The 25,800-nt window shown below is 60.5% G+C and carries 25 protein-coding genes; 18 read left to right on the top strand and 7 right to left on the bottom strand.

The annotated features are described in order from the left end of the window. Nucleotides 1–40 precede the first annotated feature (40 nt). Complete coding sequence (locus HBO10_RS16265) at nucleotides 41–514, bottom strand: Lrp/AsnC family transcriptional regulator (RefSeq protein ID WP_003176072.1); 474 nt, start codon at nucleotides 512–514, stop codon at nucleotides 41–43. A 144-nt stretch (nucleotides 515–658) separates the two neighbouring features. Here HBO10_RS16265 and kynU point away from each other — a divergent pair, with 144 nt between their 5' ends. Both kynU and HBO10_RS16255 read left to right on the top strand, forming a co-directional pair. Then, nucleotides 659–1,909, top strand: coding sequence for a kynureninase (gene kynU, locus HBO10_RS16260; RefSeq protein ID WP_034128767.1), 1,251 nt, complete (start codon nucleotides 659–661; stop codon nucleotides 1,907–1,909). Between the two features lie 161 nt (nucleotides 1,910–2,070). Continuing rightward, nucleotides 2,071–3,498: an amino acid permease gene (locus HBO10_RS16255; protein ID WP_034128766.1), complete on the top strand. Its 1,428-nt coding sequence runs from the start codon at nucleotides 2,071–2,073 to the stop codon at nucleotides 3,496–3,498. Between the two features lie 15 nt (nucleotides 3,499–3,513). On the opposite strand, the gene HBO10_RS16250 is transcribed toward HBO10_RS16255, so the two are convergent. Then, nucleotides 3,514–4,428 (bottom strand): LysR substrate-binding domain-containing protein, encoded by a 915-nt coding sequence (locus tag HBO10_RS16250; protein WP_034128765.1) that lies wholly within the window; start codon nucleotides 4,426–4,428, stop codon nucleotides 3,514–3,516. A 185-nt stretch (nucleotides 4,429–4,613) separates the two neighbouring features. On the opposite strand from HBO10_RS16250, the gene HBO10_RS16245 reads away from it, so the two are divergent. The 4 genes from HBO10_RS16245 (at nucleotide 4,614) to HBO10_RS16230 (ending at nucleotide 8,957) form a co-directional block, all read left to right on the top strand. Continuing rightward, nucleotides 4,614–5,378, top strand: a complete 765-nt coding sequence (locus tag HBO10_RS16245) for a sulfite exporter TauE/SafE family protein (protein ID WP_034128764.1) — start codon at nucleotides 4,614–4,616, stop codon at nucleotides 5,376–5,378. A gap of 42 nt (nucleotides 5,379–5,420) precedes the next feature. Further along, complete coding sequence (locus HBO10_RS16240; protein WP_034128763.1) at nucleotides 5,421–6,317, top strand: LysR family transcriptional regulator; 897 nt, start codon at nucleotides 5,421–5,423, stop codon at nucleotides 6,315–6,317. A 103-nt stretch (nucleotides 6,318–6,420) separates the two neighbouring features. After that, nucleotides 6,421–7,314 (top strand): NAD-dependent epimerase/dehydratase family protein, encoded by an 894-nt coding sequence (locus HBO10_RS16235; protein ID WP_034128762.1) that lies wholly within the window; start codon nucleotides 6,421–6,423, stop codon nucleotides 7,312–7,314. A gap of 197 nt (nucleotides 7,315–7,511) precedes the next feature. Next, entirely contained in the window at nucleotides 7,512–8,957 is a 1,446-nt protein-coding gene (locus HBO10_RS16230; RefSeq protein ID WP_034128761.1) for a SulP family inorganic anion transporter, read from the top strand. A gap of 121 nt (nucleotides 8,958–9,078) precedes the next feature. On the opposite strand, the gene HBO10_RS16225 is transcribed toward HBO10_RS16230, so the two are convergent. After that, complete coding sequence (locus HBO10_RS16225; RefSeq protein WP_034128760.1) at nucleotides 9,079–9,453, bottom strand: lysozyme inhibitor LprI family protein; 375 nt, start codon at nucleotides 9,451–9,453, stop codon at nucleotides 9,079–9,081. A gap of 189 nt (nucleotides 9,454–9,642) precedes the next feature. On the opposite strand from HBO10_RS16225, the gene HBO10_RS16220 reads away from it, so the two are divergent. The 5 genes from HBO10_RS16220 to HBO10_RS16200 all read left to right on the top strand — a co-directional run bounded on the left by HBO10_RS16220 (nucleotide 9,643) and on the right by HBO10_RS16200 (nucleotide 16,412). Beyond that, nucleotides 9,643–11,046 (top strand): gluconate:H+ symporter, encoded by a 1,404-nt coding sequence (locus HBO10_RS16220; protein WP_034128759.1) that lies wholly within the window; start codon nucleotides 9,643–9,645, stop codon nucleotides 11,044–11,046. Nucleotides 11,047–11,066: 20 nt separating this feature from the next. Beyond that, nucleotides 11,067–11,927 (top strand): MurR/RpiR family transcriptional regulator, encoded by an 861-nt coding sequence (locus tag HBO10_RS16215; RefSeq protein WP_034128758.1) that lies wholly within the window; start codon nucleotides 11,067–11,069, stop codon nucleotides 11,925–11,927. A gap of 1 nt (nucleotide 11,928) precedes the next feature. Continuing rightward, entirely contained in the window at nucleotides 11,929–13,407 is a 1,479-nt protein-coding gene (locus tag HBO10_RS16210) for a D-aminoacylase (RefSeq protein WP_034128757.1), read from the top strand. Nucleotides 13,408–13,520: 113 nt separating this feature from the next. Further along, a complete protein-coding gene (locus HBO10_RS16205) occupies nucleotides 13,521–15,968 on the top strand; it encodes a DUF6543 domain-containing protein (RefSeq protein WP_034128756.1) in 2,448 nt (815 codons plus the stop codon). A 75-nt stretch (nucleotides 15,969–16,043) separates the two neighbouring features. Continuing rightward, the gene (locus HBO10_RS16200) at nucleotides 16,044–16,412 is read left to right on the top strand and encodes a glyoxalase superfamily protein (protein WP_034128755.1); all 369 of its coding nucleotides are present in this window, start codon (nucleotides 16,044–16,046) and stop codon (nucleotides 16,410–16,412) included. Between the two features lie 75 nt (nucleotides 16,413–16,487). Here HBO10_RS16200 and HBO10_RS16195 read toward each other — a convergent pair whose 3' ends face one another. Continuing rightward, entirely contained in the window at nucleotides 16,488–18,407 is a 1,920-nt protein-coding gene (locus HBO10_RS16195; RefSeq protein ID WP_034128754.1) for a methyl-accepting chemotaxis protein, read from the bottom strand. Nucleotides 18,408–18,662: 255 nt separating this feature from the next. On the opposite strand from HBO10_RS16195, the gene HBO10_RS16190 reads away from it, so the two are divergent. Next, nucleotides 18,663–19,280, top strand: coding sequence for an FKBP-type peptidyl-prolyl cis-trans isomerase (locus HBO10_RS16190; protein WP_034128752.1), 618 nt, complete (start codon nucleotides 18,663–18,665; stop codon nucleotides 19,278–19,280). Nucleotides 19,281–19,340: 60 nt separating this feature from the next. Here the strand turns inward: HBO10_RS16190 and HBO10_RS16185 are convergent, their stop codons facing one another. The 3 genes from HBO10_RS16185 to HBO10_RS16175 form a co-directional block, all read right to left on the bottom strand. Continuing rightward, a complete protein-coding gene (locus tag HBO10_RS16185) occupies nucleotides 19,341–19,598 on the bottom strand; it encodes a hypothetical protein (RefSeq protein WP_034128751.1) in 258 nt (85 codons plus the stop codon). Between the two features lie 160 nt (nucleotides 19,599–19,758). Then, on the bottom strand, nucleotides 19,759–20,100 hold the full coding sequence (locus HBO10_RS16180; RefSeq protein WP_034128750.1) for a zinc ribbon domain-containing protein YjdM: 342 nt from the start codon (nucleotides 20,098–20,100) through the stop codon (nucleotides 19,759–19,761). Nucleotides 20,101–20,270: 170 nt separating this feature from the next. Continuing rightward, complete coding sequence (locus tag HBO10_RS16175; RefSeq protein ID WP_034128749.1) at nucleotides 20,271–21,239, bottom strand: polyprenyl synthetase family protein; 969 nt, start codon at nucleotides 21,237–21,239, stop codon at nucleotides 20,271–20,273. A 239-nt stretch (nucleotides 21,240–21,478) separates the two neighbouring features. On the opposite strand from HBO10_RS16175, the gene rplU reads away from it, so the two are divergent. From rplU to HBO10_RS16145, 6 genes are all read left to right on the top strand, one after another. Continuing rightward, nucleotides 21,479–21,793, top strand: coding sequence for a 50S ribosomal protein L21 (rplU, locus tag HBO10_RS16170; RefSeq protein ID WP_007950961.1), 315 nt, complete (start codon nucleotides 21,479–21,481; stop codon nucleotides 21,791–21,793). 34 nt (nucleotides 21,794–21,827) lie between these two features. Beyond that, on the top strand, nucleotides 21,828–22,085 hold the full coding sequence (rpmA, locus tag HBO10_RS16165) for a 50S ribosomal protein L27 (RefSeq protein ID WP_003176049.1): 258 nt from the start codon (nucleotides 21,828–21,830) through the stop codon (nucleotides 22,083–22,085). Between the two features lie 192 nt (nucleotides 22,086–22,277). Continuing rightward, a complete protein-coding gene (gene cgtA / locus HBO10_RS16160; RefSeq protein ID WP_003194084.1) occupies nucleotides 22,278–23,501 on the top strand; it encodes an Obg family GTPase CgtA in 1,224 nt (407 codons plus the stop codon). Between the two features lie 109 nt (nucleotides 23,502–23,610). Further along, on the top strand, nucleotides 23,611–24,729 hold the full coding sequence (gene proB, locus HBO10_RS16155; RefSeq protein WP_019817476.1) for a glutamate 5-kinase: 1,119 nt from the start codon (nucleotides 23,611–23,613) through the stop codon (nucleotides 24,727–24,729). Nucleotides 24,730–24,745: 16 nt separating this feature from the next. Beyond that, the gene (locus HBO10_RS16150; protein WP_003194082.1) at nucleotides 24,746–25,210 is read left to right on the top strand and encodes a CreA family protein; all 465 of its coding nucleotides are present in this window, start codon (nucleotides 24,746–24,748) and stop codon (nucleotides 25,208–25,210) included. A 102-nt stretch (nucleotides 25,211–25,312) separates the two neighbouring features. Then, on the top strand, nucleotides 25,313–25,795 hold the full coding sequence (locus HBO10_RS16145) for a glutathione peroxidase (RefSeq protein ID WP_034128748.1): 483 nt from the start codon (nucleotides 25,313–25,315) through the stop codon (nucleotides 25,793–25,795). Nucleotides 25,796–25,800 lie beyond the last annotated feature (5 nt).

Raw genomic sequence — 25,800 nt, 5'->3', positions numbered from 1 at the left:
ACAGCAAGCCAGCTCCCACATTGGTTTTTTGGTGATCTAGTTATTTGCGCACGACCAGGTCCAACACCTCATCCCGGTCTTTGATTTTCTGCAGCACAATCTCCGAGCGGATATCCATCACCCCCGCCGTGCGGTTCAGATGGTTCACGATAAAGTCCGAAAAGTGCTTGAGGTTGCGCGCCTGCACCCGCAGCACATAGTTGCTGGCGCCAGTGATCACATAGGCGCTCGCCACCTCTGGCCAGCCTTGCACCTTCTTGATGAACGTCTCATGCCAGTCCTCCACATCCTGGCGCAGCGACAGGTGCACGATGGCTTCCAGCTCGATTCCCAGCTGTTCGGCGTTCAATACCGCACGGTAACCGCTGATGATTCCCTCGCTCTCCAGCAGGCGCAAACGGCGCAGGCATGCAGACGGCGACAGCGCGACTTTTTCCGCCAATTCCTGGTTGCTGATGCGGCCATCCTGTTGCAGGAAATGCAGGAGGCGCAGGTCGGTAGCGTCGAGAATCATGCTTGGAAGATATCCGCGTGTTTGGAGGTTAAATTCGAATTTTCTACAGCTTAAATAGCCGTTCACCCACTACTTTGCACGAAAATTCTCTAAAAGTTCGTTCATTATTTGGTCCATCCTCACTTATAAAAACCAGGACGACCCATGACCACTCGAAGCCATTGCCAAGCCCTCGACGCCCAGGACCCGTTGGCCCACCTGCGTGCCCAATTCGCCTTGCCCGAAGGCGTGATCTACCTCGATGGCAACTCCCTCGGCGCTCGCCCGGTGGCGGCGCTGGAGCGGGCACAACAGGTGATCGCCGAGGAGTGGGGCAATGGCTTGATTCGTAGCTGGAACAGCGCCGGCTGGGCGGATTTATCCCTGCGCCTGGGCAATCGCCTGGCGCCATTGATTGGTGCGCGTGAGGGCGAGGTGGTGATCACCGACACCACCTCGATCAACCTGTTCAAAGTGCTCAGCGCCGCCTTGAGTGTGCAGCGCCAACGTACACCTGCGCGCAAGGTCATCGTCAGCGAAGCGAGTAACTTTCCCACCGACTTGTACATCGCCGAAGGCTTGGCCGAATTGCTTCAACAAGGCTATTCCCTGCGCCTGGTGAACAGCCCGGCCGAACTGCCCCAGGCCATTGATGCGGACGTGGCGGTGGTGATGCTCACCCACGTTAACTACAAGACCGGCTATATGTACGACATGGCGGCGCTGACCGCACTGAGCCACGAGTGCGGCGCGCTGAGCATCTGGGACCTGGCGCATTCGGCGGGCGCGGTGCCTGTCGATCTGCACCAGGCCGGCGCGGATTATGCGATTGGCTGCACCTACAAATACCTCAACGGCGGCCCGGGCTCCCAAGCGTTTGTGTGGGTCAACCCGGCGTTGGTGGATGTGGTGCGCCAGCCGTTGTCCGGGTGGTTCGGGCATACCCGGCAGTTCGCCATGGAATCGAGCTACGCCCCCAGCGCCGGTATCGCGCGCTACCTGTGCGGCACCCAACCCATCACGTCGTTGGCCATGGTGGAATGCGGCCTGGATATTTTTGCCCAGACCGACATGGCCAGCCTGCGCAGCAAATCCCTGGCATTGACCGACCTGTTTATCGCCTTGGTCGAAAGCCGCTGCGCCGCCCACGGGCTGGAGCTGATCACCCCGCGTGAACACGCCCGGCGCGGCAGCCATGTGAGCTTCGAACATCCTGAAGGCTATGCAGTGATTCAGGCCCTGATCGCCCGAGGCGTGATCGGCGATTACCGTGAGCCGCGGATCATGCGTTTTGGTTTCACGCCGTTGTACACCAGCTTTACCGAAGTGTGGGACGCCGTGGAAATCCTCGGAGAAATACTCGACAAGCGCACGTGGGACCAGGCGCAATTCAAAGTGCGCAACAGCGTCACGTAACAACACAAACCCACTGTAGGAGCGAGCTTGCTCGCGAAGATCGTCAACAATAACGCGCGAATGCTGAATGCACGCGGCGTTCTCAGGTTTTTCGCGAGCAAGCTCGCTCCTACAGAAAACAAGCGCTTACTGTGCAATCACAATAATAAAGGGGCACACCAGTGACCACGCCAGACAACGGCTTTGCAGAAATTACCCACCGTGAACTGGGCCTGAGGCGCCAGCTCACTTCCGGCCAGATGAGCATGATCGCCATCGGTGGCGCCATCGGCACCGGGCTGTTCATGGGCAGCGCCTACGCCATCGGTTATGCCGGGCCGAGCGTGCTGGTGAGCTACGCCATCGGTGCGTTGATTACCTTGCTGCTGATGGGCTGCCTGGCGGAGATGACGGTGGCCCATTCCACCTCCGGCTCCTTTGGCGCTTACGCCGAGTTCTACATCAGCCCGTTGGCCGGGTTCCTGGTGCGCTATGCCTACTGGGCGGCGATTGTGCTGGCGGTGGGGGCCGAGGTCACGGCGGTGGCTATGTACATGAAGTACTGGTTCGCCAACGTGCCGGAGTGGGTGTGGATCGTGTCGTTTTCCAGTGTGCTGATCCTGCTCAATGCGATCAGCGTGAAGACCTTCGGCAACTTCGAATACTGGTTCTCGACGATCAAGATCAGCGCCATTGTCGGTTTCATCATCCTGGCGGTGTATGTGGTGTTCGGCTCCGGTAACCCTGACTACGGGGTGCAGAACTACACGGCCCACGACGGCTTTTTCCCCCATGGCTTGAGTGGCATGTGGATCGCGGTGATCGTGTCGATCTTCAGCTACCTCAGTGTCGAGATGATCGCCGTGGCCGCCGGTGAAGCCGCCGACCCGGAGCAGGCAGTGAAGAAAGCCTTCCGCGCTACCATCGTGCGGCTGGTGGTGTTCTATCTGCTGACCCTGGCGCTGATGCTCGCCATCGTGCCGTGGAACCAGGCCGGCCAGGCCCAGAGCCCGTTTGTCACAGTGATGCAGACCATCGGCATTCCCGGTGCCACCGGGGTGATGAATTTCGTGATCCTGATCGCGGCGCTGTCGGCCATGAACAGTCAGCTCTACATCACCACGCGCATGATGTTCAGCCTGTCGCGCGCTGGTTTTGCGCCCAAGTCCATGGGCGCGCTGAGCAAGAACGGCATCCCGCTCAACGCATTGCTGCTGTCCAGTTCGGGCATTGCCCTGGCGACGTTGCTCAACGTGGTGTACCCGGAAAGTTCGTTCACCCTGATGATGGCGATCTCGATGTTTGGCGCAATCTTCACCTGGTTCATGATCTTCCTCACTCACCTGTTTTTCCGCCGCTATCGCAAGCGTCATGGCGGGGCGAAGTTGTCGTTCCAGTTGCGCCTGTTTCCCTACAGCACGTTGCTGGGGTTGGTGCTGATGGGGGCGGTGATGATCACCACCTATTTCACCGACGCCTTCAAGATGACACTGGTGTTTGGCGTGCCGTTCCTGCTGATCTTGTCGGCGGTTTACTACACCTTCTTCCACAAACGCGCATCATCTGTAGGAGCGAGCTTGCTCGCGAAGAACCCGAGAGCGCCGCGTTAAACCTGATAGCTCGCGTTATCGTTGGCGATCTTCGCGAGCGAGCTCGCTCCTACAAGGGGGGGCGGTGAGCGCAGCGAGTAATGTGCTGACGTAACCGGGCAGTTGCTCGAACGAGCGTGCGCATAACAACAGTTTGCGGCAGGCCCATTCTTCTTGCAGGGGGTGGGCTTTGAAGCGCCGTGCAGGTGGCCAACGGTCCAAGGCGGCCTGAGGCACGATGCCCAGGCCCGCGCCGCCGGCGACCATGCGAATCACCCCATCAAAACCGTCGGCGCGAATGCGCGTCTGCAAGCGAAAGCCCGCGTGCAGTGCCTGTTCTTCCAGGTAAACCGCCAACGCGCTGTTGGCCGCCAGGCCCACGTAGTCGTATTGCAAGCTCTCGATAAAACTCGCGCTGATCAACGGGTGGTCCAGGGGCATGATCAGCACCAGCGGGTCGTCGCGAAACGCCAGGGTCTGCAAGCCGTGGGTGTCTACCGCATCGGAAATAATCCCCAGCTCGGCGGTGCCCTGGCGCAAGGCGTGGGTGATGCGCAGGCTGGGCAATTCTTGCAGGTCGATATCGAGGTTGGGGTGCTCGCGCAAAAACTGAGCGAGCAGTTCAGGCAGGTACTCGCTAAGGGCGGTGGTATTGCACAGCAGGCGTACCTGGCCTTTGACGCCGTTGGCGTATTCGGCCAGGTCTTGCTGCAGATGGTCGGCCTGCTGCAACAGCAGGCGGGCATGCCGCGCCAGGGCTTTGCCCGCGGGTGTCGGGGTCACGCCACGGCGGCCGCGCTCGAGAAACGCGATGCCCAGTGAAGACTCCATGGCTCGGATGCGTGCGCTGGCGGCAGCCAGGGACAGGTGGCTGCGGGCCGCGCCGGCGGTGATATTGCCGGTGTCCAGGATGTGCAGGTAGAGGCGCAGGTCGATGAGGTCAAAGTGCATGAAGGTTCCCAGTGACTGGAAGGGCCTCATCGCAGGCAAGCCAGCTCCCACACTTGAATGTATTCACAATTCCAGATGTGGGAGCTGGCTTGCCTGCGATAGTGTCATCAGCCTCACACAAAACAAGAGGCTGGCTCAGTATATGGCGAATTTTCAGCCACTCTCCAGCCCTGCACAATCGGTGCATGAATACCTTCCTCGCGTTCTACCAAAACCTCGGCCCCGCCCTCACAGCGCTGGTCATCACCACCTTCCTGCTGGCCGGTACGGTGAAGGGCGTCATCGGCCTGGGCTTGCCCACTGTAGCCATGGGCATGCTTGGCCTGGCTATGCTGCCGGCGCAGGCTGCGGTATTGCTGATCATTCCTTCGACGGTGACCAACCTCTGGCAACTGTCCTTTGGCGGGAACTTGGGTGCCTTGCTCAAACGCCTGTGGCCGATGCTGTTGCTGATCTTCCTCGGCACCGGGCTGGGCACCTTGTGGCTGGGCATGGGTAGCGGACCTTGGGTGGTGCGTGCCCTGGGCGCGGCTTTACTGGTGTATGCGCTGAGCGGGTTATTCCTGCCAACCTTCAAGGTTGCGCCTCGAACCGAGCGCTGGCTGGGCCCCTTGTGCGGGGTGATCACCGGCATCATTACCTCGGCCACCGGTGTCTTCGTGATCCCGGCGGTGCCGTACCTGCAAGCGCTGGGCTTGAGCCGTGATCAGTTGGTGCAGGCGCTGGGGCTGTCGTTCACCGTGTCGACGTTGGCACTTGCCGCCGGGCTGGCCTGGCGCGGGGCACTGGGCGGCGGTGAAATGGGCGCGTCATTGCTGGCGTTGGTGCCGGCATTGCTGGGGATGTGGCTGGGTCAGGTGGTGCGCCGACGCATCAGTGCGCTGTGGTTCAAACGTGGATTTTTCACCGGCATGGCGTTGCTGGGAGGCCATTTGTTGCTGGCTGGTTAATAATGAGCGGGCACGTGTCAGCCGATAAATGAAGGACCGCCCGTGAAAGCCCGTTCCGATGAGCTACAGATCTTCGTCAGCGTGATTGAATGCGGCTCGATTTCCGCCGCCGCCGAAAAAGTCGGGCAAACGCCATCGGCAGTCAGCCGCACCTTGTCGCGCCTGGAAGCCAAGCTCGACACCACCTTGATCAACCGCACCACGCGGCGCATGGACCTGACCGAGGAGGGCAAGTACTTCTTCGAGCAGGCCAAGCTGATCCTGGCGCAGATGGATGAGCTGGAAGAGCGCCTGTCGTCGCGCCAGAAAAAACCGGCCGGCCGCCTGCGTATCAATGCCGCCGTGCCGTTCATGCTGCATGGGGTCGTGCCGTACATTGCCGAATTTCGCAGCCTCTACCCGGATATCCAGTTGGAGCTCAACAGCGATGATTTGATCATCGACCTGCTGGAGCAAAGCACCGACATCGCCATTCGCATCGGCGCCCTTGCCGACTCGACCCTGCATGCGCGTTTCCTGGGCAGCACGCCGCTGCATGTCCTGGCCAGCCCCGGCTACCTCAAGCAATACGGCACGCCGACGACCGTTGCCGAGTTGGCTGATCACACCTTGCTGGGTTTCACCCACACCGAGACCCTCAACCACTGGCCGCTGCGTCACGGCGAAGGTGACCGCTGGCTGATCCAGCCCGGCGTCAGCGCCTCCAGTGGCGAAACCGTGCGCCAATTAGCGCTGCAGGGGCAGGGCATTTGTTGCCTTTCGAATTTCATGACCGTCGCTGACATCGACGCCGGCCGCCTGGTGCCCATGTTGGAGGCGTTCAACAGCGGTTATCGCCAGCCGATCCACGCGGTGTTCTATCGCAACTCGCAATTGGCACTACGCATCCAGTGCTTCCTGGACTTTATTCAGGCCAAGCTGGCGCGGTATGCGCGCTGATTCGTGACCTGGGCGCAAGAGTGAATTGGGCCGCACGGGCTTATTCGGCAGTAGTGGGGGCTGGATACTGGGCGCATCACTTACCCAGTCAGGAGCAACCTCCATGAATGTATTCGTTACCGGTGCAGCAGGGTTTATCGGCGGTTCGATCGCCACCGGCCTGGTCAACGCCGGCCATCACGTCACCGGCCTGGTGCGCAGCGCCGAACAAGCCGCTGAACTGACCGCGCTGGGCATCACGCCGGTGGTCGGCACCCTCGACGACGCAGCGGTATTGACCGAGCAGGCGCAGAAGGCCGATGCGGTGATCAACGCCGCCAGCAGCGACCACCGCGGCGCCGTGCAAACTTTGCTGGCCGCCTTGAAAGGCTCGAACAAGTCGTTCCTGCATACCAGCGGTTCGAGCATCGTCGGCGATGCGTCGGGCGGTAAAGCCAGTGAAGTCATCTACTTTGAAGACAACCTGCCTGAGCCGACCGTCGACAAGGCTGCCCGTGTGGCCATCGACAACCTGATCCTCGCGGCGGCCACTGACGGCGTGAATTCGGCGGTGATCTGCAACACCCTGATCTACGGCCACAGCCTGGGCGTGAAGCGTGACAGCGTGCAATTGCCGCGCTTGCTCAAGCAGGCGCGCAAAAGCGGGGTAGTGCGCCATGTGGGTAGCGGGCAAAACATCTGGTCCAATGTGCATATTGAAGATGTGGTCGCCCTGTATCTGCTGGCGCTGACCAAAAACGTCCCGGGTACTTTCTACTTTGTGGAAAGCAGCGAAGCAGCATTCATCGACATGACCACGGCGATTGCCCAAGCGCTGAACCTGGGCGAGCCGCAGGATTGGCCATTGGCCGAGGCTGAGGCCGAGTGGGGGTATGAAATGGCCAACTATGGCTTGGGCTCCAATAGCCGAGTGCGCGGCAAGCACGCTCGTGAGCTGTTGGGTTGGGTGCCCAAGCGTACTTCGGTGGTGGAGTGGATTCGCGACGAGATGGTGTGATGTTCGCTTAGCACCGCGGTGCGGCCTTCGCGAGCAAGCCCGCTCCCACATTTGAATCTATTCACAGATCCAAATGTGGGAGCGGGCTTGCTCGCGAAAGGGGCGACTCGGTGTATCGGACCTGACACTTCACTAGCCCCACCCGCCGCAATTCCGTACCATCCCCCGCCTAATCCCCCGCAATTCCCTGGTACTCCATGAACCTCACCCGTCTGCGCGCCGACGCCCTGGCCGGCCTCACCACGTCTTTCGCCTTGCTGCCCGAATGCATCGCCTTTGCGCTGGTGGCTCATCTCAACCCGCTGATGGGCCTCTACGGTGCTTTCATCATTTGCACCCTCACCGCGTTGTTCGGCGGCCGCCCGGGCATGGTCTCGGGCGCCGCCGGTTCGATGGCGGTGGTGATCGTCGCGCTGGTGGTGCAACACGGCGTGGAGTATTTGCTGGCGACGGTACTGCTGGGCGGGTTGATCATGGTCGCTTTCGGCCTGCTGCGCCTGGGCAAGCTGGTGCGCATGGTGCCGCATTCGGTGATGCTCGGCTTCGTCAACGGCCTGGCGATCATCATTGCGCTGGCGCAACTGGAGCATTTCAAGAGCGGTGAAACCTGGCTCAGCGGCACGCCGTTGTACGTGATGGCCGGGTTGGTGGCGGCAACCATGGCCATTGTGTATCTGTTGCCTCGTCTGACCCGTGCTGTACCGCCCGCGCTGGTGGCGATTCTCGGTGTGGGCCTGGCGGTGTACCTGCTTGGCCTGCCGACGCGCACCTTGGGCGATATGGCGCACATCGCCGGTGGCTTGCCGACTTTCGCCCTGCCGCAGATCCCCTGGACCCTGGAAACCCTCGGCATCATCGCGCCCTACGCGTTTTTGATGGCGATGGTTGGCCTGTTGGAAACCTTGCTGACACTCAACCTCACCGACGAAATCACCGAGACCCGTGGTTATCCTGACCGCGAAAGCGTGGCCCTGGGCGCGGCGAATATGGTCTCGGGCCTGTTTGGCGGCATGGGGGGTTGCGCGATGATCGGGCAAACCGTGATCAACCTCAGCTCCGGCGGGCGTGGGCGCTTCTCCGGGGTGTTTGCCGGGGTGATGATTCTATTGTTCATTCTGTTTCTGTCGCCACTGATCGAGCGGATCCCGCTGGCGGCTTTGGTGGGCGTGATGTTCGTGGTGTCGCAACAGACCTTCGCCTGGGCGTCGTTGCGGGTGATCAACAAGGTGCCGCTCAATGATGTGCTGGTGATCATGGCGGTGACGATCATTACGGTGTTCACCGATCTGGCCACCGCCGTACTGTGCGGTATCGTCATCGCCGCGCTGAACTTCGCCTGGCAGCAGGCGCGGGAGCTGTACGCCGATGAACACCTGGAGGCCGATGGCAGCAAGCTCTATCGGCTGCATGGCACGTTGTTCTTCGCCTCGACCACGCCGTTTTTGAATCAGTTCGACCCGGCCAACGACCCGGCCCAGGTCACACTGGATTGCCGTCACCTGAGCTTTGTCGACTATTCGGCGATTGCTGCGCTGATGACCCTGCGCGAGCGCTACACCAAGGCTGGCAAGCACCTTCGGGTGCTGCATTTATCCGAGCGCTGCAAAAAACTGCTCAAGCGCGCCAAAGTTCATCACGACTGATTGAGCCCCTGTGGCGAGGGAGCTTGCTCCCGCTGGCGTGCGAAGCGCGCCCAGGATTTTGGGGCCGCTGCGCAGCCCAGCGGGAGCAAGCTCCCTCGCCACAGGGGGGGAGCTGTAGCAGTTACGGGCCGACCAGGTCTTCCAGCTCCTGGGCGCGGGTCTGGGTCATGTCCAGCACGCAGCCTGAGCCGTTTACCTGATCAATCGTGCCGCCGGTGGCGCTGCCTGCGAAGGCGCAGTTGGCGTCGCGGTATTTGATCCACAGGCGCTGCACCTCTTGCAGTTGCTGTTTGCGCGGCCCTTCCTGGGCGGCGAGGGCGGTCTTGTAGGCGCGGTTCAGGCGGTCGTCCTGCACCTTGGTTTGCCGGGCGTTGCAATTGACCATGTCGGCGGTGGTATTGGCGCTGTCCATGCATTTTTTCAAGGCAGGGTTGTCGGCGGCATAAGCGCTGCCGCACAAGAGCAGGACGCTGGCGGCAATTGTGGTGCGAATCATGAGCGGGTTCCTGGGCAATGGATGCGCATTCTATGACTCAAGGGCAGCGACTGAGTTTCCGCCTTCTCTGATCTTCATGTAAGAACACCCCCCGAATTTTCATCCACCCATGTCGGGCATATCCCCAAGCGACAGCGCTTATCCGTGGGCGAAAATTACTTTCATGAAAATTGAAAATGCTCCTCGGGAATGATTTATGAGTTTCACAACCAATTCGACGTGACCCTTTCCGAGGAGTACCGCATGGCCGCATCACCGGGCTTCGGGCTGTTGGCATACGCTGCCATCGCCATCATTGCATTGATCGTGCTGATCGCACGCTACCGACTCAACCCCTTTATCGTGATTACCCTGGTGTCCATCGGCCTGGCGCTGATGGCCGGGATGCCGGCGGACACCATCATGGGCTCGTACGAGGCGGGTGTTGGCAAGACCCTGGGGCATATCGCCCTGGTGGTGGCGCTGGGCACCATGCTCGGCAAGATGATGGCCGAGTCGGGCGGCGCTGAGCAGGTGGCGCGCACGCTGATCAACCGCTTCGGTGAGCGCAATGCCAACTGGGCGATGGTGTGTATCGCGTTCCTGGTGGGGCTGCCGCTGTTTTTCGAAGTCGGCTTTGTGTTGCTGGTGCCGATTGCCTTTACCGTGGCGCGGCGCGTGGGCGTGTCGATCCTGATGGTCGGGCTGCCGATGGTCGCCGGCCTGTCGGTGGTGCATGCGTTGGTGCCGCCGCACCCGGCGGCAATGATGGCGGTGCTGGCCTATAACGCCTCGGTCGGGCAGACGGTGCTGTATGCGATTTTGATTGGTATCCCCACGGCGATCATCGCGGGTCCCGTCTACGCCAAGTTCATCGTGCCGCACATCCATTTGCCGGCGCAAAACCCGCTGGAGCGCCAGTTCATCGAGCGTGAACCGCGTACACGCCTGCCCAGCTTTGCGCTGACCATGGGCACCATCCTGTTGCCGGTGGTGCTGATGATGATCGGCGGCTGGGCCAACGTGATTTCTACGCCGGGCAGCGGTTTCAACCAGTTCCTGTTGTTTATCGGCAACTCGGTGATCGCCCTGTTGGTGGCGACCCTGGTGAGTTTCTGGACCTTGGGCCTGGCCCAGGGCTTCAACCGCGAGTCGATCCTCAAGTTCACCAACGAATGCCTGGCGCCGACCGCCAGCATTACCTTGCTGGTGGGCGCGGGCGGTGGTTTGAATCGCATCCTGGTGGACGCTGGTGTTACTCATGAAATCCTTGGCCTGGCCCATGCGTTCCAGTTGTCGCCGCTGGTGATGGGCTGGCTGTTCGCCGCGCTGATGCGCGTCGCCACCGGCTCGGCCACGGTGGCCATGACCACCGCGTCCGGGGTGGTCGCGCCGGTCGCCTTGGGCCTGGGTTATCCACACCCTGAATTGCTGGTGTTGGCGACCGGTGCAGGCTCGGTGATCTTTTCCCACGTGAACGACGGCGGCTTCTGGCTGATCAAGGAATACTTCAATATGACGGTCATCCAGACCTTCAAGACCTGGACCGTACTGGAGACCCTTATTTCGCTGGTCGCCTTCGGCCTGACCTACGGCCTGTCCCTTGTTTTATGAGCCTGTAACCCGGAGCCCCCATGGACATCCTCTATCAGATCCGCGCCCGCCAGGACACTTTCAGTGCCGGCGAAGGGCGTATTGCCAAGCTGATGCTTGAGGATGTGGGCTTTGCCGCGTCCGCCAGTCTGGAGGAACTGTCGCAACGGGCTGAGGTGAGTACCGCCACCTTGTCACGCTTCGCCCGCAGCGTGGGCTGCCGTGACTTGCGCGATTTGCGCCTGCAGTTGGCCCAGGCCAGCGGCGTGGGCAGCCGCTTCCTGGACCCGGCGGGCAAGCCAGAACAGTCAGCGTTTCATCGGCAGATTCTGGGGGATATCGAGGCGACGTTGCGTCAGCACCTGTCGGGTTTCAATCAGCGCAGCTTTGGCGATGCGGTCAAGCTATTGGGTAAGGCGCGGATGATCCATGCCTTCGGCATGGGCGGGCCGTCGAGCCTGTGCAGCGATGAGTTGCAGGTGCGCCTGGTGCGTCTGGGCTATCCGATTGCCGCCAGTCACGACCCTGTGATGATGCGTGTCACGGCGGCGACCCTGGGGCCCGAACATGCCGTGATCGCCTGCTCACTCACGGGCCTGACCCCGGAGTTACTGGAGGTAGTGACGCTGGCGCGCAACTACGACGCGCGGATCATTGCCATCACCCTTGCCGATTCGCCGCTGGCGCAGTTGGCGGATGTCGTGCTGCCGCTGCAATCGGCGGAAACCAGTTTTATTTACAAGCCCACTGCGGCCCGCTACGGCATGCTGCTGGCTATCGACCTGCTCGCCACCGAGTTGGCGCTGGCCCTGCCGGACGACAACCAGGAACGCCTGCGCCGGATCAAACTGGCGCTGGACGATTACCGCGGCGGCCCTGGCAGCCTGCCGCTTGGAGATTGATATGAAGTACGACACGCTGATTCGCCAGGCGCTGATCATCGATGGCAGTAACACCCCAGGGTATGTCGCCGATGTGGGCGTGCAGGCAGGGCGCATCCGTACGATTGGCGACTTGTCCACAGCCCAGGCCGAGCAGATCATCGACGGCCATGGCCGGGTACTGGCACCGGGTTTTATCGACGTGCACACCCACGACGACACGGTAGTGATTCGCCAGCCGCAGATGCTGCCCAAGCTCAGCCAGGGCGTGACCACGGTGATTGTCGGCAACTGTGGCATCAGCGCTTCGCCGGTCAGTTTGCGCAGCGACCCGCCGGACCCGATGAACTTATTGGGCAACCGTGAACAGTTCTGTTATCCGCGGTTCAGCGATTATCGCAACGCGGTGCAGGGCGCCCATCCGGCAGTGAACGTCGCGGCATTGATCGGTCACACGGCGCTGCGCAGCAACCATATGGACGACCTGCATCGCACCGCCACACCGTATGAAATCGCGGCCATGCGCGTGCAGTTGCAGGAGAGCCTGGAGGCCGGTGCCCTGGGGTTATCCACAGGCCTGGCCTACGCCAGCGCCTTCAACGCCGAGACCGATGAAGTGCTGCAGCTCGTTGAGGAGCTGACGGCCTACGGCGCGGTGTACACCACGCATTTGCGCAGTGAGTTCGAGCCAGTGCTGGAAGCAATGGATGAGGCGTTTCTGATCGGTCGACACGCCAGGGTGCCGGTGATCATTTCCCACCTTAAATGCGCCGGTGCCGGTAACTGGGGGCGCAGCCCGCAGCTGTTGGCGGCCCTGGAAGCAGCGGCAAAAGATCATCCGGTGGGTTGTGATTGCTACCCCTATGCCGCCAGCTCCTCGACCCTGGACCTCAAGCAGGTGACTGACGCGTTTCGCATCACCATCACTTGGTCCACACCGCACCCGGAAATGGGCGGGTGTGATTTGCAGGAGATTGCCGCCGAGTGGGGCGTTTCGCTGATGGATGCCGCCCGCCGTTTGCAACCTGCGGGGGCGGTGTACTACGGCATGGATGAGGCGGATGTGCGGCGCATTCTTGCGCACCCATTGTCGATGGTGGGGTCGGATGGGTTGCCTGAAGATCCGTTTCCTCATCCGCGCTTGTGGGGCGCTTTCCCACGGGTGCTAGGGCATTTCAGCCGGGATGTCGGATTGTTCCCGTTGTACACGGCGATACACAAAATGACCGGGCTGTCGGCGGCGCGTTTCGGCTTGGCCCAAAGAGGAGAAATTCGCGAGGGGCACTGGGCTGACCTGGTGCTCTTCGACCCTGCGCGGGTGCGTGACATGGCGGATTTCAAGACGCCTCAGCGTGCGGCCGAAGGGATTGAGCGTGTGTGGGTAAACGGCGTCTTGAGCTACAGCGAAGGGCAGTCGAACACACGGCGTGCGGGTCGTTTTCTGGCGCGCAGCGGTGATTTGCGCCGAGGTTTTCAGCTTGGTGCGCGGGATGCGATCTGACAGTGCTCGGCCCGATAGCGTGTCTGAATATGGCCAATCAGCGCTTACAAAAAGCTAATTGATTGCAAAGGACGGCTCTCTAGCATGTGCAGGTCTTATTACGGAGAGCCTGTATGAACACTCAGCCTGTAAGCCCCAGCCAACTCGCTAACCGGGCCGGCAACGCCGTCATTTCATCTACCGTCACGTCGCCTGACGCCGCGGTGAATGAGGGCGTCGATGCGATGTCGGCGTTCCCTTTTCCGCGTGACACGATCAAAGGCTGGATCCAGGAAAAAGTCTGGAACCTGACCAATCAATGGATCGACCCCGACAAGGTATACCTGCATCAGTTTTCTCCTGCCAACAGTACCCACACTGGCAGCGCCGTGACCGGGTGGGAACATCGCGGAGTTCCCGAGTCGTCCATGACGCTGACCGATGCCGTGGCCAGTGATTTTTTCTCGGCGGAACGCTACGGCACGGCCGGCAAGGCTCAGGCGCTGGCGCATTTCGTGTCTTCGAATACCAGCCCGTTTTCGTTGCTGGACAGCGAAAGTGTGCCGGATTTTTTCAGCCGGCTGGGCAAGTTCATTTTCGACCGGACGGGGCCGGGATACCTCTACTCGAAAATTCACGATGACGTGCCCAACGCCGTGGAGACCTGGCGTGATCTGGACGCCGCCTATGGCCTGTACCTGGATGGGCCGGGAAGGGGCACCTACGACGCCGGCAACCAACTGCGCATGAAGCCCAGCGAGCTGTTGAACCTGGTGCGTGAGGGGGACCTGCAGAAAAAGGTGATGACCAGGCTGGACAATTTTTGGATGCAGCACGGCGACGAGTGGCGGATGCTGGCCAAGCAACAGTTCGTGATGGAGGCCCGGGCCGCGCGCGCCCTCAACCAACAAGACTCCAGCCAGGGCCTTAGCCCGCAGGCTTATGCCGAGGTGATGAAAGCGGCGGCGTCAGGTGTACCGCTCGAGGGGCCGATGTCCAAGGCCCAGTTACAGGCGCAGACGACGCCGGGTCCGGACACCAGGGTGTTTTGCTTCGATATCAATGGTTATAAGTCCAATGACATCCTGCGCTTCATCTCCAAGAGTGGTACCGAAACCCTCTATGTCCCCGGCGCAAAACCCGCGATCCAGACTTTCAAGGACCGAGCCGCCGTGGACCAGTGGGTGCTCGAACAAAGCAAGGACCCCGCCAAAGCCAAGGTGCTGGAGGAACATTTCTCGCTGCGTGATCGTCAGCAGGGCGTGTTTGGCGCCCTGAGTGCCAACGGCGTGGACGTCACCCTGGCCAGGCTGGGTGCAGGCACCCAGGCAGCGAATGACAGTGTTATCGATACTTTGAATTATCCAATCGGCGGGGACGTGTTTTCCTTCATGGCCAGCCAGACACGCCAACGCATCGACAATGATGCGGATACCGAAATGAAATCCAACGCCGAAGTGCGCAAGGATGACGCACTGGCTCTGTTGCAAGCCGGCAACGCGATATTCTCCATCCCCATGGCCTTGCTCGGGCCTATTGGTCTGGCGCTTGGCGCCGTCTCTTACACTGCACAGGTAGGAATGGAAATCGACCAGGCCGTGGAGGGTGACACTCAGGCCGAGCGCAAGAATGGGCTGCATTCGGCGGTGATGGACGTCGCGACGATGGCTTTTTTTCACGCCCTCGGCAAAGCCGGTCCTTCCACGGCCGACCCTTCTGTCGAGTCCGGCGCTCAACCGGCGACGGCGCAAAAACCGTTTTTCAACTATCGCCGCGTGAACGGGCAGATCGGTGTGCTGATGAGTCCGACCGAACCTGCGCGGCTACCCGAAAAACCAGCAAACGGGTTGAATCCTGCGTGGGACCCATCCATGGAGATTTACCTGCAAGGGGGGGCCAAGCGTCCCTCAATGCAGCCCCGTTATGAGATCGTCGAGGAGGGCCCGTCTACGGCGAAGAAGCCCAAACTCGAGGACTCGGAAAACGAACTGTCGGAGAATGAGGAGTCGCCGTCTTCGGTGGTGTCCGATGCCACGTCCTCCGGGGATTACGAGCCGTACGACGATAGCAACGTGCTCAAGGTCAATCCGTTCAAGGCCGGCGTCCAGGTGCCTGATGGTGGGTATTTCAACAGTCGAGGCATGATTGAACGTACCGATATACCCAAGTTGTACCGCGTCGAAAAGGCGGATCGCGTAGAGCGTCGCGGTGATCCGGCAAATTATGGTTTCCGGGACTCAAACTTCTTTTCCGGGGCTGAAAAAATGATGGACGGCAATGTCGTGATGGCGTCTCGCTCAAAGGCGGCGGCGATACATTTTGGTGATACTGCACTCGGCGGCAAGTACCACCTTTACGAAATCGACAGTCGCGGTGTTCCCGGCGTCTCTTTCAACGAAAATATCGAGGTAAACCCGCAGTTCGTCGAGGCTCGCCAGTGTGTGGCGCCTGGCACCATCGAGCGGATGCGCAAGTCGGGCCACTTGAATGAGTTTGCAGAAAGCTCTTATGAGTTCGATGAAGTGCATGTGGACAATGATCAACTGTCGAGCGCAAGGATCAGGGAAATTCACAACCATTGAGCGTGTTCACTTTGAGCGCTTGCTGAGCTAGGGTGGTCGCTCGCCAGCAACGAGCGACCGCACTTGGAGAGTTATATGCAGTTTGGAAAAGTCACCCCCATCCTGCGGATTTTCGACGAGGCCAAGGCGTTGGAGTTCTACGTCGATTTCCTGGGGTTCAAGGTCGATTGGCAGCATCGCTTCGAGGCGAATTTTCCGTTGTACGTGCAAGTGTCGCTGGGGGAGTGTGTGCTGCACTTGTCCGAGCATCATGGCGATGCTTCGCCAGGGGCGGCTGTGCGGATCCAGGCCCGAGGGGTCGATGCGTATCAGCAGCAATTGCTGGGCAAGGAATACCGGTATGCCAAGCCTGGGGTGGAAGACACGTCGTGGGGGACACGGGAGATGAGCATCAGAGACCCGTTTGGGAATCGATTGGTGTTTGTTGAGGAGAGCGAGGGCTGATTCTCCCATTGGCCTGTTCGCAGGTAAGGCCCTTGTGGCGAGGGAGCAAGCTCCCTCGCCACCATGGTTGTGGTGCTACACCCGGAAATGACTGACCATCTGCTGCAACTGGCTACCTAGGCGTGCCAGTTCAACACTCGACTTGGCTGTCTCATCACTGGCCGTAGCGGTCTGCTCAGACACGTCACGCACGTTCACGATACTGCGGCTGATCTCTTCCGCCACGGCGCTCTGTTGTTCGGCGGCTGCGGCAATCTGCTGGTTCATCGACTGGATATTCGACACGGTGCGGGTGATGTTTTCCAAGGATACCCCGGCCTTGCGCGTCAGTTCGACGCTGCTGTCGGTGAGGCTGCGGCTGTTGTTCATCACGCTGGCGACTTGTTGGGTGCCGTTCTGTAAGCCGGCCACCAGGCCTTCGATTTCCTCGGTGGACTTCTGTGTACGCTGCGCCAGGCCACGCACTTCGTCGGCGACCACCGCAAACCCACGGCCGGCTTCTCCGGCACGCGCAGCTTCAATGGCGGCGTTAAGTGCCAGCAGGTTGGTCTGTTCGGCCACGGCCTTGATCACGTCCATCACGCTGCCGATCTTGTTGCTCTCTTGTTGCAGGTGCGTCATGGCGTCGGTGGAGCGCGCCACTTCGGCCGCCAGGCGTTCGATCTGGGCGATGGCTTCAGCCACCACTTTATCGCCTTCGCGGGCCTGGCCGTCAGCGTCGGAAGCGGCTTGGGAAGCCTGTTCGGCATTGCGCGCAACTTCCTGCACGGTGGCGGTCATTTCATGCATGGCGGTGGCGACCTGATCGGTCTCGATCTTCTGGCTGTTCACGCCGGCGCTGGTCTGCTCGGTCACCGCTGACAATTCTTCGGCGGCGCTGGCGATCTGAGTGACGCCGTCGCGAATGCCGCTGATCAGCTCGCGCAGGGTGGTGCCCATGCGCTGGATGCCTTGCTGCAACACGCCCAGTTCGTCACGACGGGTCACCTGGATATTGTGGCTCAAGTCGCCCGAAGCGATGCGCTCCACCACGGCCAGGGTGTCCTGGATCGGGCGGGTGATCTGGCGGGTGATCACCCACGCGGCAATCACGCCGACCAACAGGGCCAGCAAGGTGCTGATCAGTTGCAGGCTGCGGGCCTGGGTGCTTTCGGCGTCGCGACGTTCCAGTTGGATGTCGTACAGCTTGTCGCTGATCGTCACGATGTCGGCGCCCTGGGTGGTCATTTCGGCACGGGCGGTGACGATATTGGCATTGGCCGCCTTGTAGCTCTGCACGGCGCTGCGGTAGGCGCCTAGCGCGGTTTCCAGTGCGGACAATGCGCTCTGCTGGCCAGTACCGAAGGCAACGCTGAGGCCTTTCAAACCGGCGACAGCTTTTTCCAGCTGTGTAGCCGCGCGGGCTTCGGTTTCGGCGTTGGGGCTATTGGTATAGCCGCGCACTTCGTAGCGAGCCTGCATGAATTCGTTCTTGGCCTGGGTCACGGCCAGGAACTGCGTGAAGCGTTCCGGGCTGTCGGATGACTGCTGCACACTGGTTTCCAGCGCATTGATTTGCGCGTTGGCAATGTCGGCCTTGGCGCCCATGACATCGCGCGCAGCGTTGCCATTGCGGTAGGCCTCGCGCATTTTGTTCAGGGACTGGCGGTAAGCGGTAATGACGGCTTTCTGCTCATTGAGCAGCTTGAGGTTTTCCGGGCTCTTGAAGCTGTCGAGCAGCTTCTGTTGCTGCGCGGCGAAGGCATCGAGGCTGGTCTGCACGTTCTGCGCCACAGCTTCGTCGCCATTGGCCAGCATGTATTGCAAGCGGACGATACGCAGCTTGGTCAGCGAGGCATTGAGCTGGGTGATGTCGCTCATCCAATTGCTACGGTCGATCAAGCCGCCCAGGCTGGTCCAGCCAGTGAGTGCCAGGATCGAGGTGAGGACCAGCACCAGGCCGAAGCCCAGGCCGAGTTTGAGATTGACGCTGATGTTACCGAACCAGCTGTTCATCGAAAGCTCCTTGAAGAGTGATGTCTGTCTGCTGGACGGTGTGTTTTTGTTTGAGCCAGCCAAGATGTGTAGGGCTGTATCGGCGGGAAAGGATGATTCTGAAATACTTTTATTGTTCGTCGACGAAGGGTCGCCGGCGCGCAACGGCGATGCCGGGGTGGGGCTGATCACGGCCCGCTCATGTGTGCTAGTCTGCGGGCCCTTTTAGTTCTGGGCGGCGCGCGAAACCGTGGCGTCCTACAGCGGAGCCTCTTCATGTCCGAAGTTAATCTGTCCACCGACGAAACCCGCGTCAGCTACGGTATCGGCCGTCAGTTGGGCGACCAACTGCGCGACAACCCGCCACCGGGCGTCAGCCTGGACGCGATCCTGGCCGGCCTGACCGACGCATTCGCAGGCTCGCCAAGCCGTGTTGACCAAGAACAAATGGCGGCCAGCTTCAAGGTGATCCGCGAAATCATGCAAGCCGAAGCCGCTGCCAAGGCCGAAGCTGCAGCGGGCGCTGGCCTGGCTTTCCTGGCAGAAAACGCCAAGCGTGATGGCATCACCACCCTGGCTTCCGGCCTGCAATTTGAAGTGCTGACGGCCGGTACCGGCGCCAAGCCGACCCGTGAAGACCAAGTGCGTACTCACTACCATGGCACCCTGATCGACGGCACTGTATTCGACAGCTCCTACGAGCGCGGCCAGCCTGCAGAATTCCCGGTGGGTGGCGTGATCGCCGGCTGGACCGAAGCCCTGCAACTGATGAATGCCGGCAGCAAATGGCGCCTGTACGTGCCGAGCGAACTGGCTTACGGCGCTCAAGGCGTTGGCAGCATCCCGCCGCACAGCGTTCTGGTATTCGACGTCGAGCTGCTCGACGTTCTGTAAGGCCTGCTGGTTACCTGTTGGGACGAACGCGTTCGCCCCAACAGGTATTTGCCAGTTTCTTCATGGATGGAACTTGCCATTCAAGTCGGTCGCCGGGCGCAACGCTCGTGCATAGCAGAACAGAAACAGATTCCTCACCACTTCCTTCAGCACACTAGGCTCACTGGAACTCAGGCCATTCACGTCCAGATCGCCTTGGTCCTGCAGCTCGTTCAGCGCTTCTTCCTCAAGCACCGCACAGACTTCACCGGTTTCCCGATGCAGGATTCGCAGGTAAGGGTGGGGGCGATCCAGCCAGGCATCTATCAAATAAGTCATGGTCGTTCTCCTTGATGGGTTTCAATGAGAATAATTCTTATTCGTAGAATAGCAAGCGTCTATTGGCAATTTCTGGGTTTTTCTGTGTGGGTATTGCGTTCGATCAACGCAGAGGGCGAAACGCCATCCCGCGGCGGGCGCGGGATGGAATGCAGCAGGTTCAGACTTTGCGCACGAACTCGGACTTGAGTTTCATCGGGCCGATCCCGTCGATCTTGCAGTCGATATCGTGGTCGCCGTCGCACAGGCGGATGTTCTTGACCTTGGTGCCGACCTTGACCACCAGGGAAGTGCCCTTGACCTTGAGGTCCTTGATCACGGTGATGGTGTCGCCATCCTGCAGGACGTTGCCCACAGAGTCTTTCTTCACGGTCTCATCGCCGACCACTTCGGCCTCGCCGTTGGCGGACCACTCATGGGCGCATTCCGGGCAGACCAGTTGGGCGCCGTCTTCGTAGGTGTATTCGGAATTGCATTTTGGGCAGGGTGGCAACGTGCTCACTAAAGCTCCTAGAAAGTCAGGGATGGCTAAAAGTCGCACATTATATAGGGTTTTAAACGCGGGTGGGGTTGGACTCGTCCTAATGTGGGAGCCGGCTTGCCTGCGATAGCGGTAGTGAATTCACTCCCGTCATCGCAGGCAAGCCAGCTCCCACATTAAACAGCGCGGAATCAGTGAGTACGGGCGACCGCAAACTCACTCAGCTCAACCAGGGCATCCCGGTATTCACTGGCCGGCAGCGCTTCCAGGCGTGTGATCGCCCGCGCCACGTAGTCACGCGCCAGTTGCGCGGTGTACTCCAGGGAGCCCGAGGCTTCTACGGCGGCACGGATGGCTTCCAGGTCTTCGATCCCGCCTTTCTGGATCGCCTTGCGCACCAGGGCAGCCTGTTCCGGCGTGCCTTCGCGCATGGTGTAGATCAGCGGCAAGGTCGGCTTGCCCTCGGCCAGGTCGTCACCGACGTTCTTGCCCAGGGTTTCAGCGTCGCCCTTGTAGTCGAGCAGGTCATCCACCAGTTGGAACGCCACGCCCAGGTGATCACCGAACGTGCGCAGGGCCTCGGCCTGTTCGGCGGTGGCGCCACACAGCGCGGCTGCACTGTGGGTAGAGGCTTCGAAGAGCATCGCGGTTTTGCCGCGAATCACTTCCATATAGGTTTCTTCAGTGGTGCTGGCATCGCGGACTTTGGACAGTTGCAACACTTCGCCTTCGGCGATGATGCGTGTGGCCTGTGAAAGAATCTTCATCACGGGCATCGAGCCCAGCTCGACCATCATTTCGAACGAGCGCGAATACAGGAAGTCGCCCACCAACACGCTGGGCGCATTGCCCCACATCGCGTTTGCGGTCTCGCGACCACGGCGCATACCGGACATGTCGACCACGTCGTCATGCAGCAGGGTGGCGGTGTGCAGGAATTCGATCGTGGCGGCCAGCAGGCGCAGGTCATCGCCTTGACGGCCCAGGGCCTTGCCGCACAGCAACACTAATAAAGGACGCAGGCGTTTGCCGCCCGCCGACGTAATGTAGTCGCCAATTTTGGAGACCAGCGGCACTTTAGACGTCAGCTGCTGCTTGATGATGCCGTCGACGGCGCTAAAATCGTCCGCGACCGCGCGGTAGAAAGCTTGGGGTTGCATCAGCGACAGTCGCTCCAGAAGGGTTGCGCGGCATGCTAGGACCCTGACCCCCGGGTGTCAAGGCGCGATAGACGGCCCCTTGCAAGCCTCCCATAGCTTGCGTACAATCGCGCACCCTGAACTTCCTGGGCAGCACCTGCCTTACGCAATTGCATTCGGGACGTCCATCCCATGCAGCCATGCCAGCCAATACCTCTTCTTATAAAGCGCTGGGTGAGCAGGATTATCGGAGAAATACCATGTCGTACGCAGTAATTGTTACTGGTGGCAAGCAATACAAAGTCGCCCCAGGTGAATACCTGAAGATCGAGAAACTGGAAGTCGCTACTGGCGAATCCGTTACTTTTGATCGCGTTCTGTTGGTCGCCAATGGCGATGACGTGAACATCGGCGCTCCAGTTGTTGCTGGCGCTACCGTTGTGGCTGAAGTGATCTCCCAAGGTCGTCACGATAAAGTCCGCATCATCAAGTTCCGTCGTCGTAAGCACCACATGAAGCGTATGGGCCACCGCCAGTGGTACACCGAGATCAAAATCACCGGTATTCAGGCTTAATTTCAGCCTAATTCCTCACTAGGAGAATTGACTCATGGCACACAAAAAAGCTGGTGGTAGTACCCGTAACGGTCGCGACTCAGAAGCCAAACGCCTTGGCGTGAAGATGTATGGCGGCCAGAAAATCATTCCGGGCAACATCATCGTGCGTCAGCGCGGCACCCAATTCCACGCCGGTTACGGTGTTGGCATGGGTAAAGATCACACCCTCTTCGCTAAAATCGAAGGCGTGATCAAGTTCGAAGTAAAGGGCGCGTTCAACCGCCGTTACGTGAGCGTTGTCGCAGCTTAATTGCGAGATCGCTGGAAAAGCCCTGTCTTGCGACGGGGCTTTTTCGTTTGTGGAGTGAGTCTCTTGCAAAGCTGTTTGTGATGAGCTCAGGCGCAGGTTTGCGGTCGCTGATTGAGGTCGCTGCGCTCATTTTTGCAAGAGTCTTATGTCTTGGTTTCTTAAGCTCGTCCATGCGGCGAGAGGCGTTTTGTTATGAAGTTCGTTGATGAAGTTTCCATCCGAGTAAAAGCAGGCGACGGCGGTAACGGTTGCATGAGTTTCCGTCGCGAAAAATTCATCGAAAACGGTGGTCCAAACGGCGGTGACGGCGGTGACGGCGGTTCCATCTACATGATGGCCGACGAAAACCTCAACACCCTGGTCGACTACCGTTACACCCGGCACTTCGATGCCGAGCGTGGCTCCAACGGCGGCAGCACCGACTGCACCGGTAAAAAAGGTGAAGATCTGGTACTGCGCGTACCGGTCGGCACCACGATCATCGACTCTGCGACCCAGGAAGTGATTGGCGACCTGACCAAGGCCGGCCAGAAGCTGATGGTTGTGCAGGGCGGTTGGCACGGTCTGGGTAACACCCGATTCAAGTCCAGTACCAACCGTGCACCGCGCCAGACCACGCCGGGCAAGCCGGGCGAGCAGCGCGACCTGAAGCTGGAAATGAAAGTACTGGCGGACGTGGGCCTGCTGGGCCTGCCGAACGCCGGTAAAAGTACCTTCATCCGCTCGGTGTCGGCCGCCAAGCCGAAAGTCGCCGACTACCCGTTCACCACCCTGGTGCCAAACCTGGGTGTGGTCAGCGTCGACCGCTGGAAAAGCTTCGTAGTCGCCGACATTCCTGGCTTGATCGAAGGCGCTTCCGACGGCGCGGGCCTGGGTATTCGCTTCCTCAAGCATTTGTCCCGCACCCGTTTGCTGCTGCACCTCGTCGACATGGCGCCGCTGGATGACACCAGCGCCGCAGACGCCGCCGAAGTCATCGTCAGCGAGCTGACCAAGTTCAGCCCGGCCCTGGCCGAGCGCGATCGCTGGTTGGTACTGAACAAGTGCGACCAGATTCTTGAAGAAGAGCACGAAGAGCGCGTCAAGGAGATCGTTGATCGCCTGGAGTGGGAAGGTCCGGTCTACGTCATCTCGGCCATCGCCAAAGAAGGCACCGAGCGCCTGACCCGCGACATCATGCGTTACCTGGAAGACCGTGCCGACCGCCTGGCGGCCGACCCGGTGTACAAGGCCGAACTCGCCGAACTCGACCAGCAGATCGAAGACGAAGCCCGCGCCCAGTTGCAGGCCCTGGACGACCAGCGTGCTCTGCGCCGCAGCGGCGTGAAGTCGGTCCACGACATCGGCGACGATGATTGGGACGAAGAAGACGTGGATGATGAAGACGGTCCGGAAATCATTTACGTGCGTGACTGATCCGTTGCGATAAACTTGAACGCCGCTCTCTGGAGCGGCGTTTTGGTATCCGGGTATAACGTTATGGGCAGCGCTGGGTCGCGCGGCCCTCACTCTAAGGTTGAAGATGATGCGGAGCAAAGTGACAGGTGCGCAGCGCTGGGTCGTGAAAATCGGCAGTGCGCTGTTGACGGCGGATGGCAAAGGTCTGGATCGCGCAGCCATGAGCGTCTGGGTCGAGCAGATGGTGGCCTTGCATGAAGCAGGCGTTGAGTTGGTGCTGGTGTCGTCCGGAGCGGTTGCCGCCGGGATGAGCCGCCTCGGCTGGACCGCGCGACCCAGCGCGATGCATGAACTGCAAGCCGCTGCCGCCATCGGCCAGATGGGCCTGGTGCAAGCCTGGGAGTCCAGCTTTGCCGAGCACGGCCGCCACACGGCGCAGGTGTTGCTGACCCACGACGACCTGTCCGACCGCAAGCGTTACCTCAACGCCCGCAGCACCTTGCGCGCGCTGGTGGAGCTCAAGGTCATCCCGGTCATCAACGAGAACGACACTGTGGTCACCGACGAAATCCGCTTCGGTGACAACGACACCCTGGCCGCCCTGGTAGCCAACCTGGTAGAGGCTGACCTGTTGGTGATCCTCACCGACCGCGATGGCATGTTCGACGCCGACCCGCGCAACAACCCCGATGCCCAGCTTATCTATGAAGCCCGCGCCGACGACCCGGCGCTGGATGCGGTCGCCGGCAGTGTCGGTGGTGCCCTGGGCCGTGGCGGCATGCAGACCAAACTGCGCGCCGCTCGCCTGGCCGCGCGTTCCGGTGCCCACACCATCATCGTCGGCGGGCGCCTGGAGCGCGTGCTTGATCGCCTCAAGGCCGGTGAGCGCATCGGTACGCTGCTGTCGCCGGAACGCGGCATGCTGGCGGCGCGCAAGCAATGGTTGGCCGGGCACCTGCAAACCCGTGGCACGCTGGTGCTGGATGCGGGGGCCGTATCGGCCTTGTCCCAAGGCAACAAGAGCCTGCTGCCGGTGGGTGTGAAGTTGGTGCAGGGCAGCTTCCGCCGTGGCGAGATGGTGGTGTGCGTTGCGCCAGACGGTCGCGAGATTGCGCGCGGCCTGGCCAATTACAGCGCCCTGGAAGCACAGAAGATTATTGGACAATCTTCCGACGCCATTGTCGGACTCTTGGGCTATATGGCGGAACCGGAACTGGTTCACCGCGACAACCTGATCCTGGTTTAACCATAGGAAATACACGATGCGCGTGATGAAGGGATTGCTCGGCCTGCTGTTGGCCATGCCGCTGCTGGCTTCGGCCGAAGAAGTCGGCCAGGTGTCGACGGTGTTCAAGTTCGTCGGCCCCAACGACCGGATTGTGGTTGAAGCGTTTGACGACCCCAAGGTCGATGGCGTGACCTGCTACTTGTCGCGTGCCAAGACCGGCGGGGTAAAGGGCGGCCTGGGCCTGGCTGAAGACCGTGCCGAAGCCTCGATCGCTTGCCGCCAGGTGGGCCCGATCCACTTCAAGGGTGAGCTCAAGGACGGCGACGAAGTGTTCAAGGAGCGCACCTCGCTGGTATTCAAGACCATGCAGGTGGTGCGTTTCCTCGACAAGAAGCGCAACACCCTGGTGTATCTGGTCTATAGCGACCGTTTGATCGAAGGCAGCCCGCAGAATGCGGTGACGGCAATTCCGATTCTGCCCTGGCCGACCGCTCAGTAACCTGCAGGCGAGTTTTGTCACCGGCGTCTATGATTGCAGCTTTGCCGGTTGTAAGCTCCGAAGGGCTGCAATGCAAAGAACATGGGATATCTGGAGTTCGTCATGAGTGCTTTCCACGATCTGAAACTCAAAGCCCTGGACGGACAAGCGCTACCGCTGGCGCCTTTCAAGGGCCAAGTTGTGCTGGTGGTCAATGTTGCGTCCAAATGTGGTTTGACCCCGCAATACGCAGCGTTGGAAAACGTCTATCAGCAGTACAAGGACCAAGGGTTCACAGTGCTCGGCTTGCCATGCAACCAGTTTGCAGGCCAGGAGCCGGGCACCGAGGAGCAGATTCAGCAGTTCTGCAGCCTGAACTACGGCGTGACCTTTCCACTGGGCAGCAAGATCGAGGTCAACGGGCCTGATCGGCACCAGTTGTACCGTTTGCTGGCGGGCGAGGGCGCTGAATTCCCCGGGGATATCACCTGGAACTTCGAGAAATTCCTGTTGGGTAAGGATGGCCGTGTACTTGCGCGCTTCTCACCACGCACGCCCCCGGAAGACCCCTCCATCATCCAGGCCATCGAAAAAGCCTTGAGCTGACGTCA

It is taken from the genome of Pseudomonas sp. WS 5503 (assembly GCF_012985385.1).
In the GTDB taxonomy this organism is placed as follows: Bacteria; Pseudomonadota; Gammaproteobacteria; order Pseudomonadales; family Pseudomonadaceae; genus Aquipseudomonas; species Aquipseudomonas paracarnis.
Note: the sequence above shows the minus strand (reverse complement) of the source record. Positions and strands in the feature narration are given on the sequence as shown.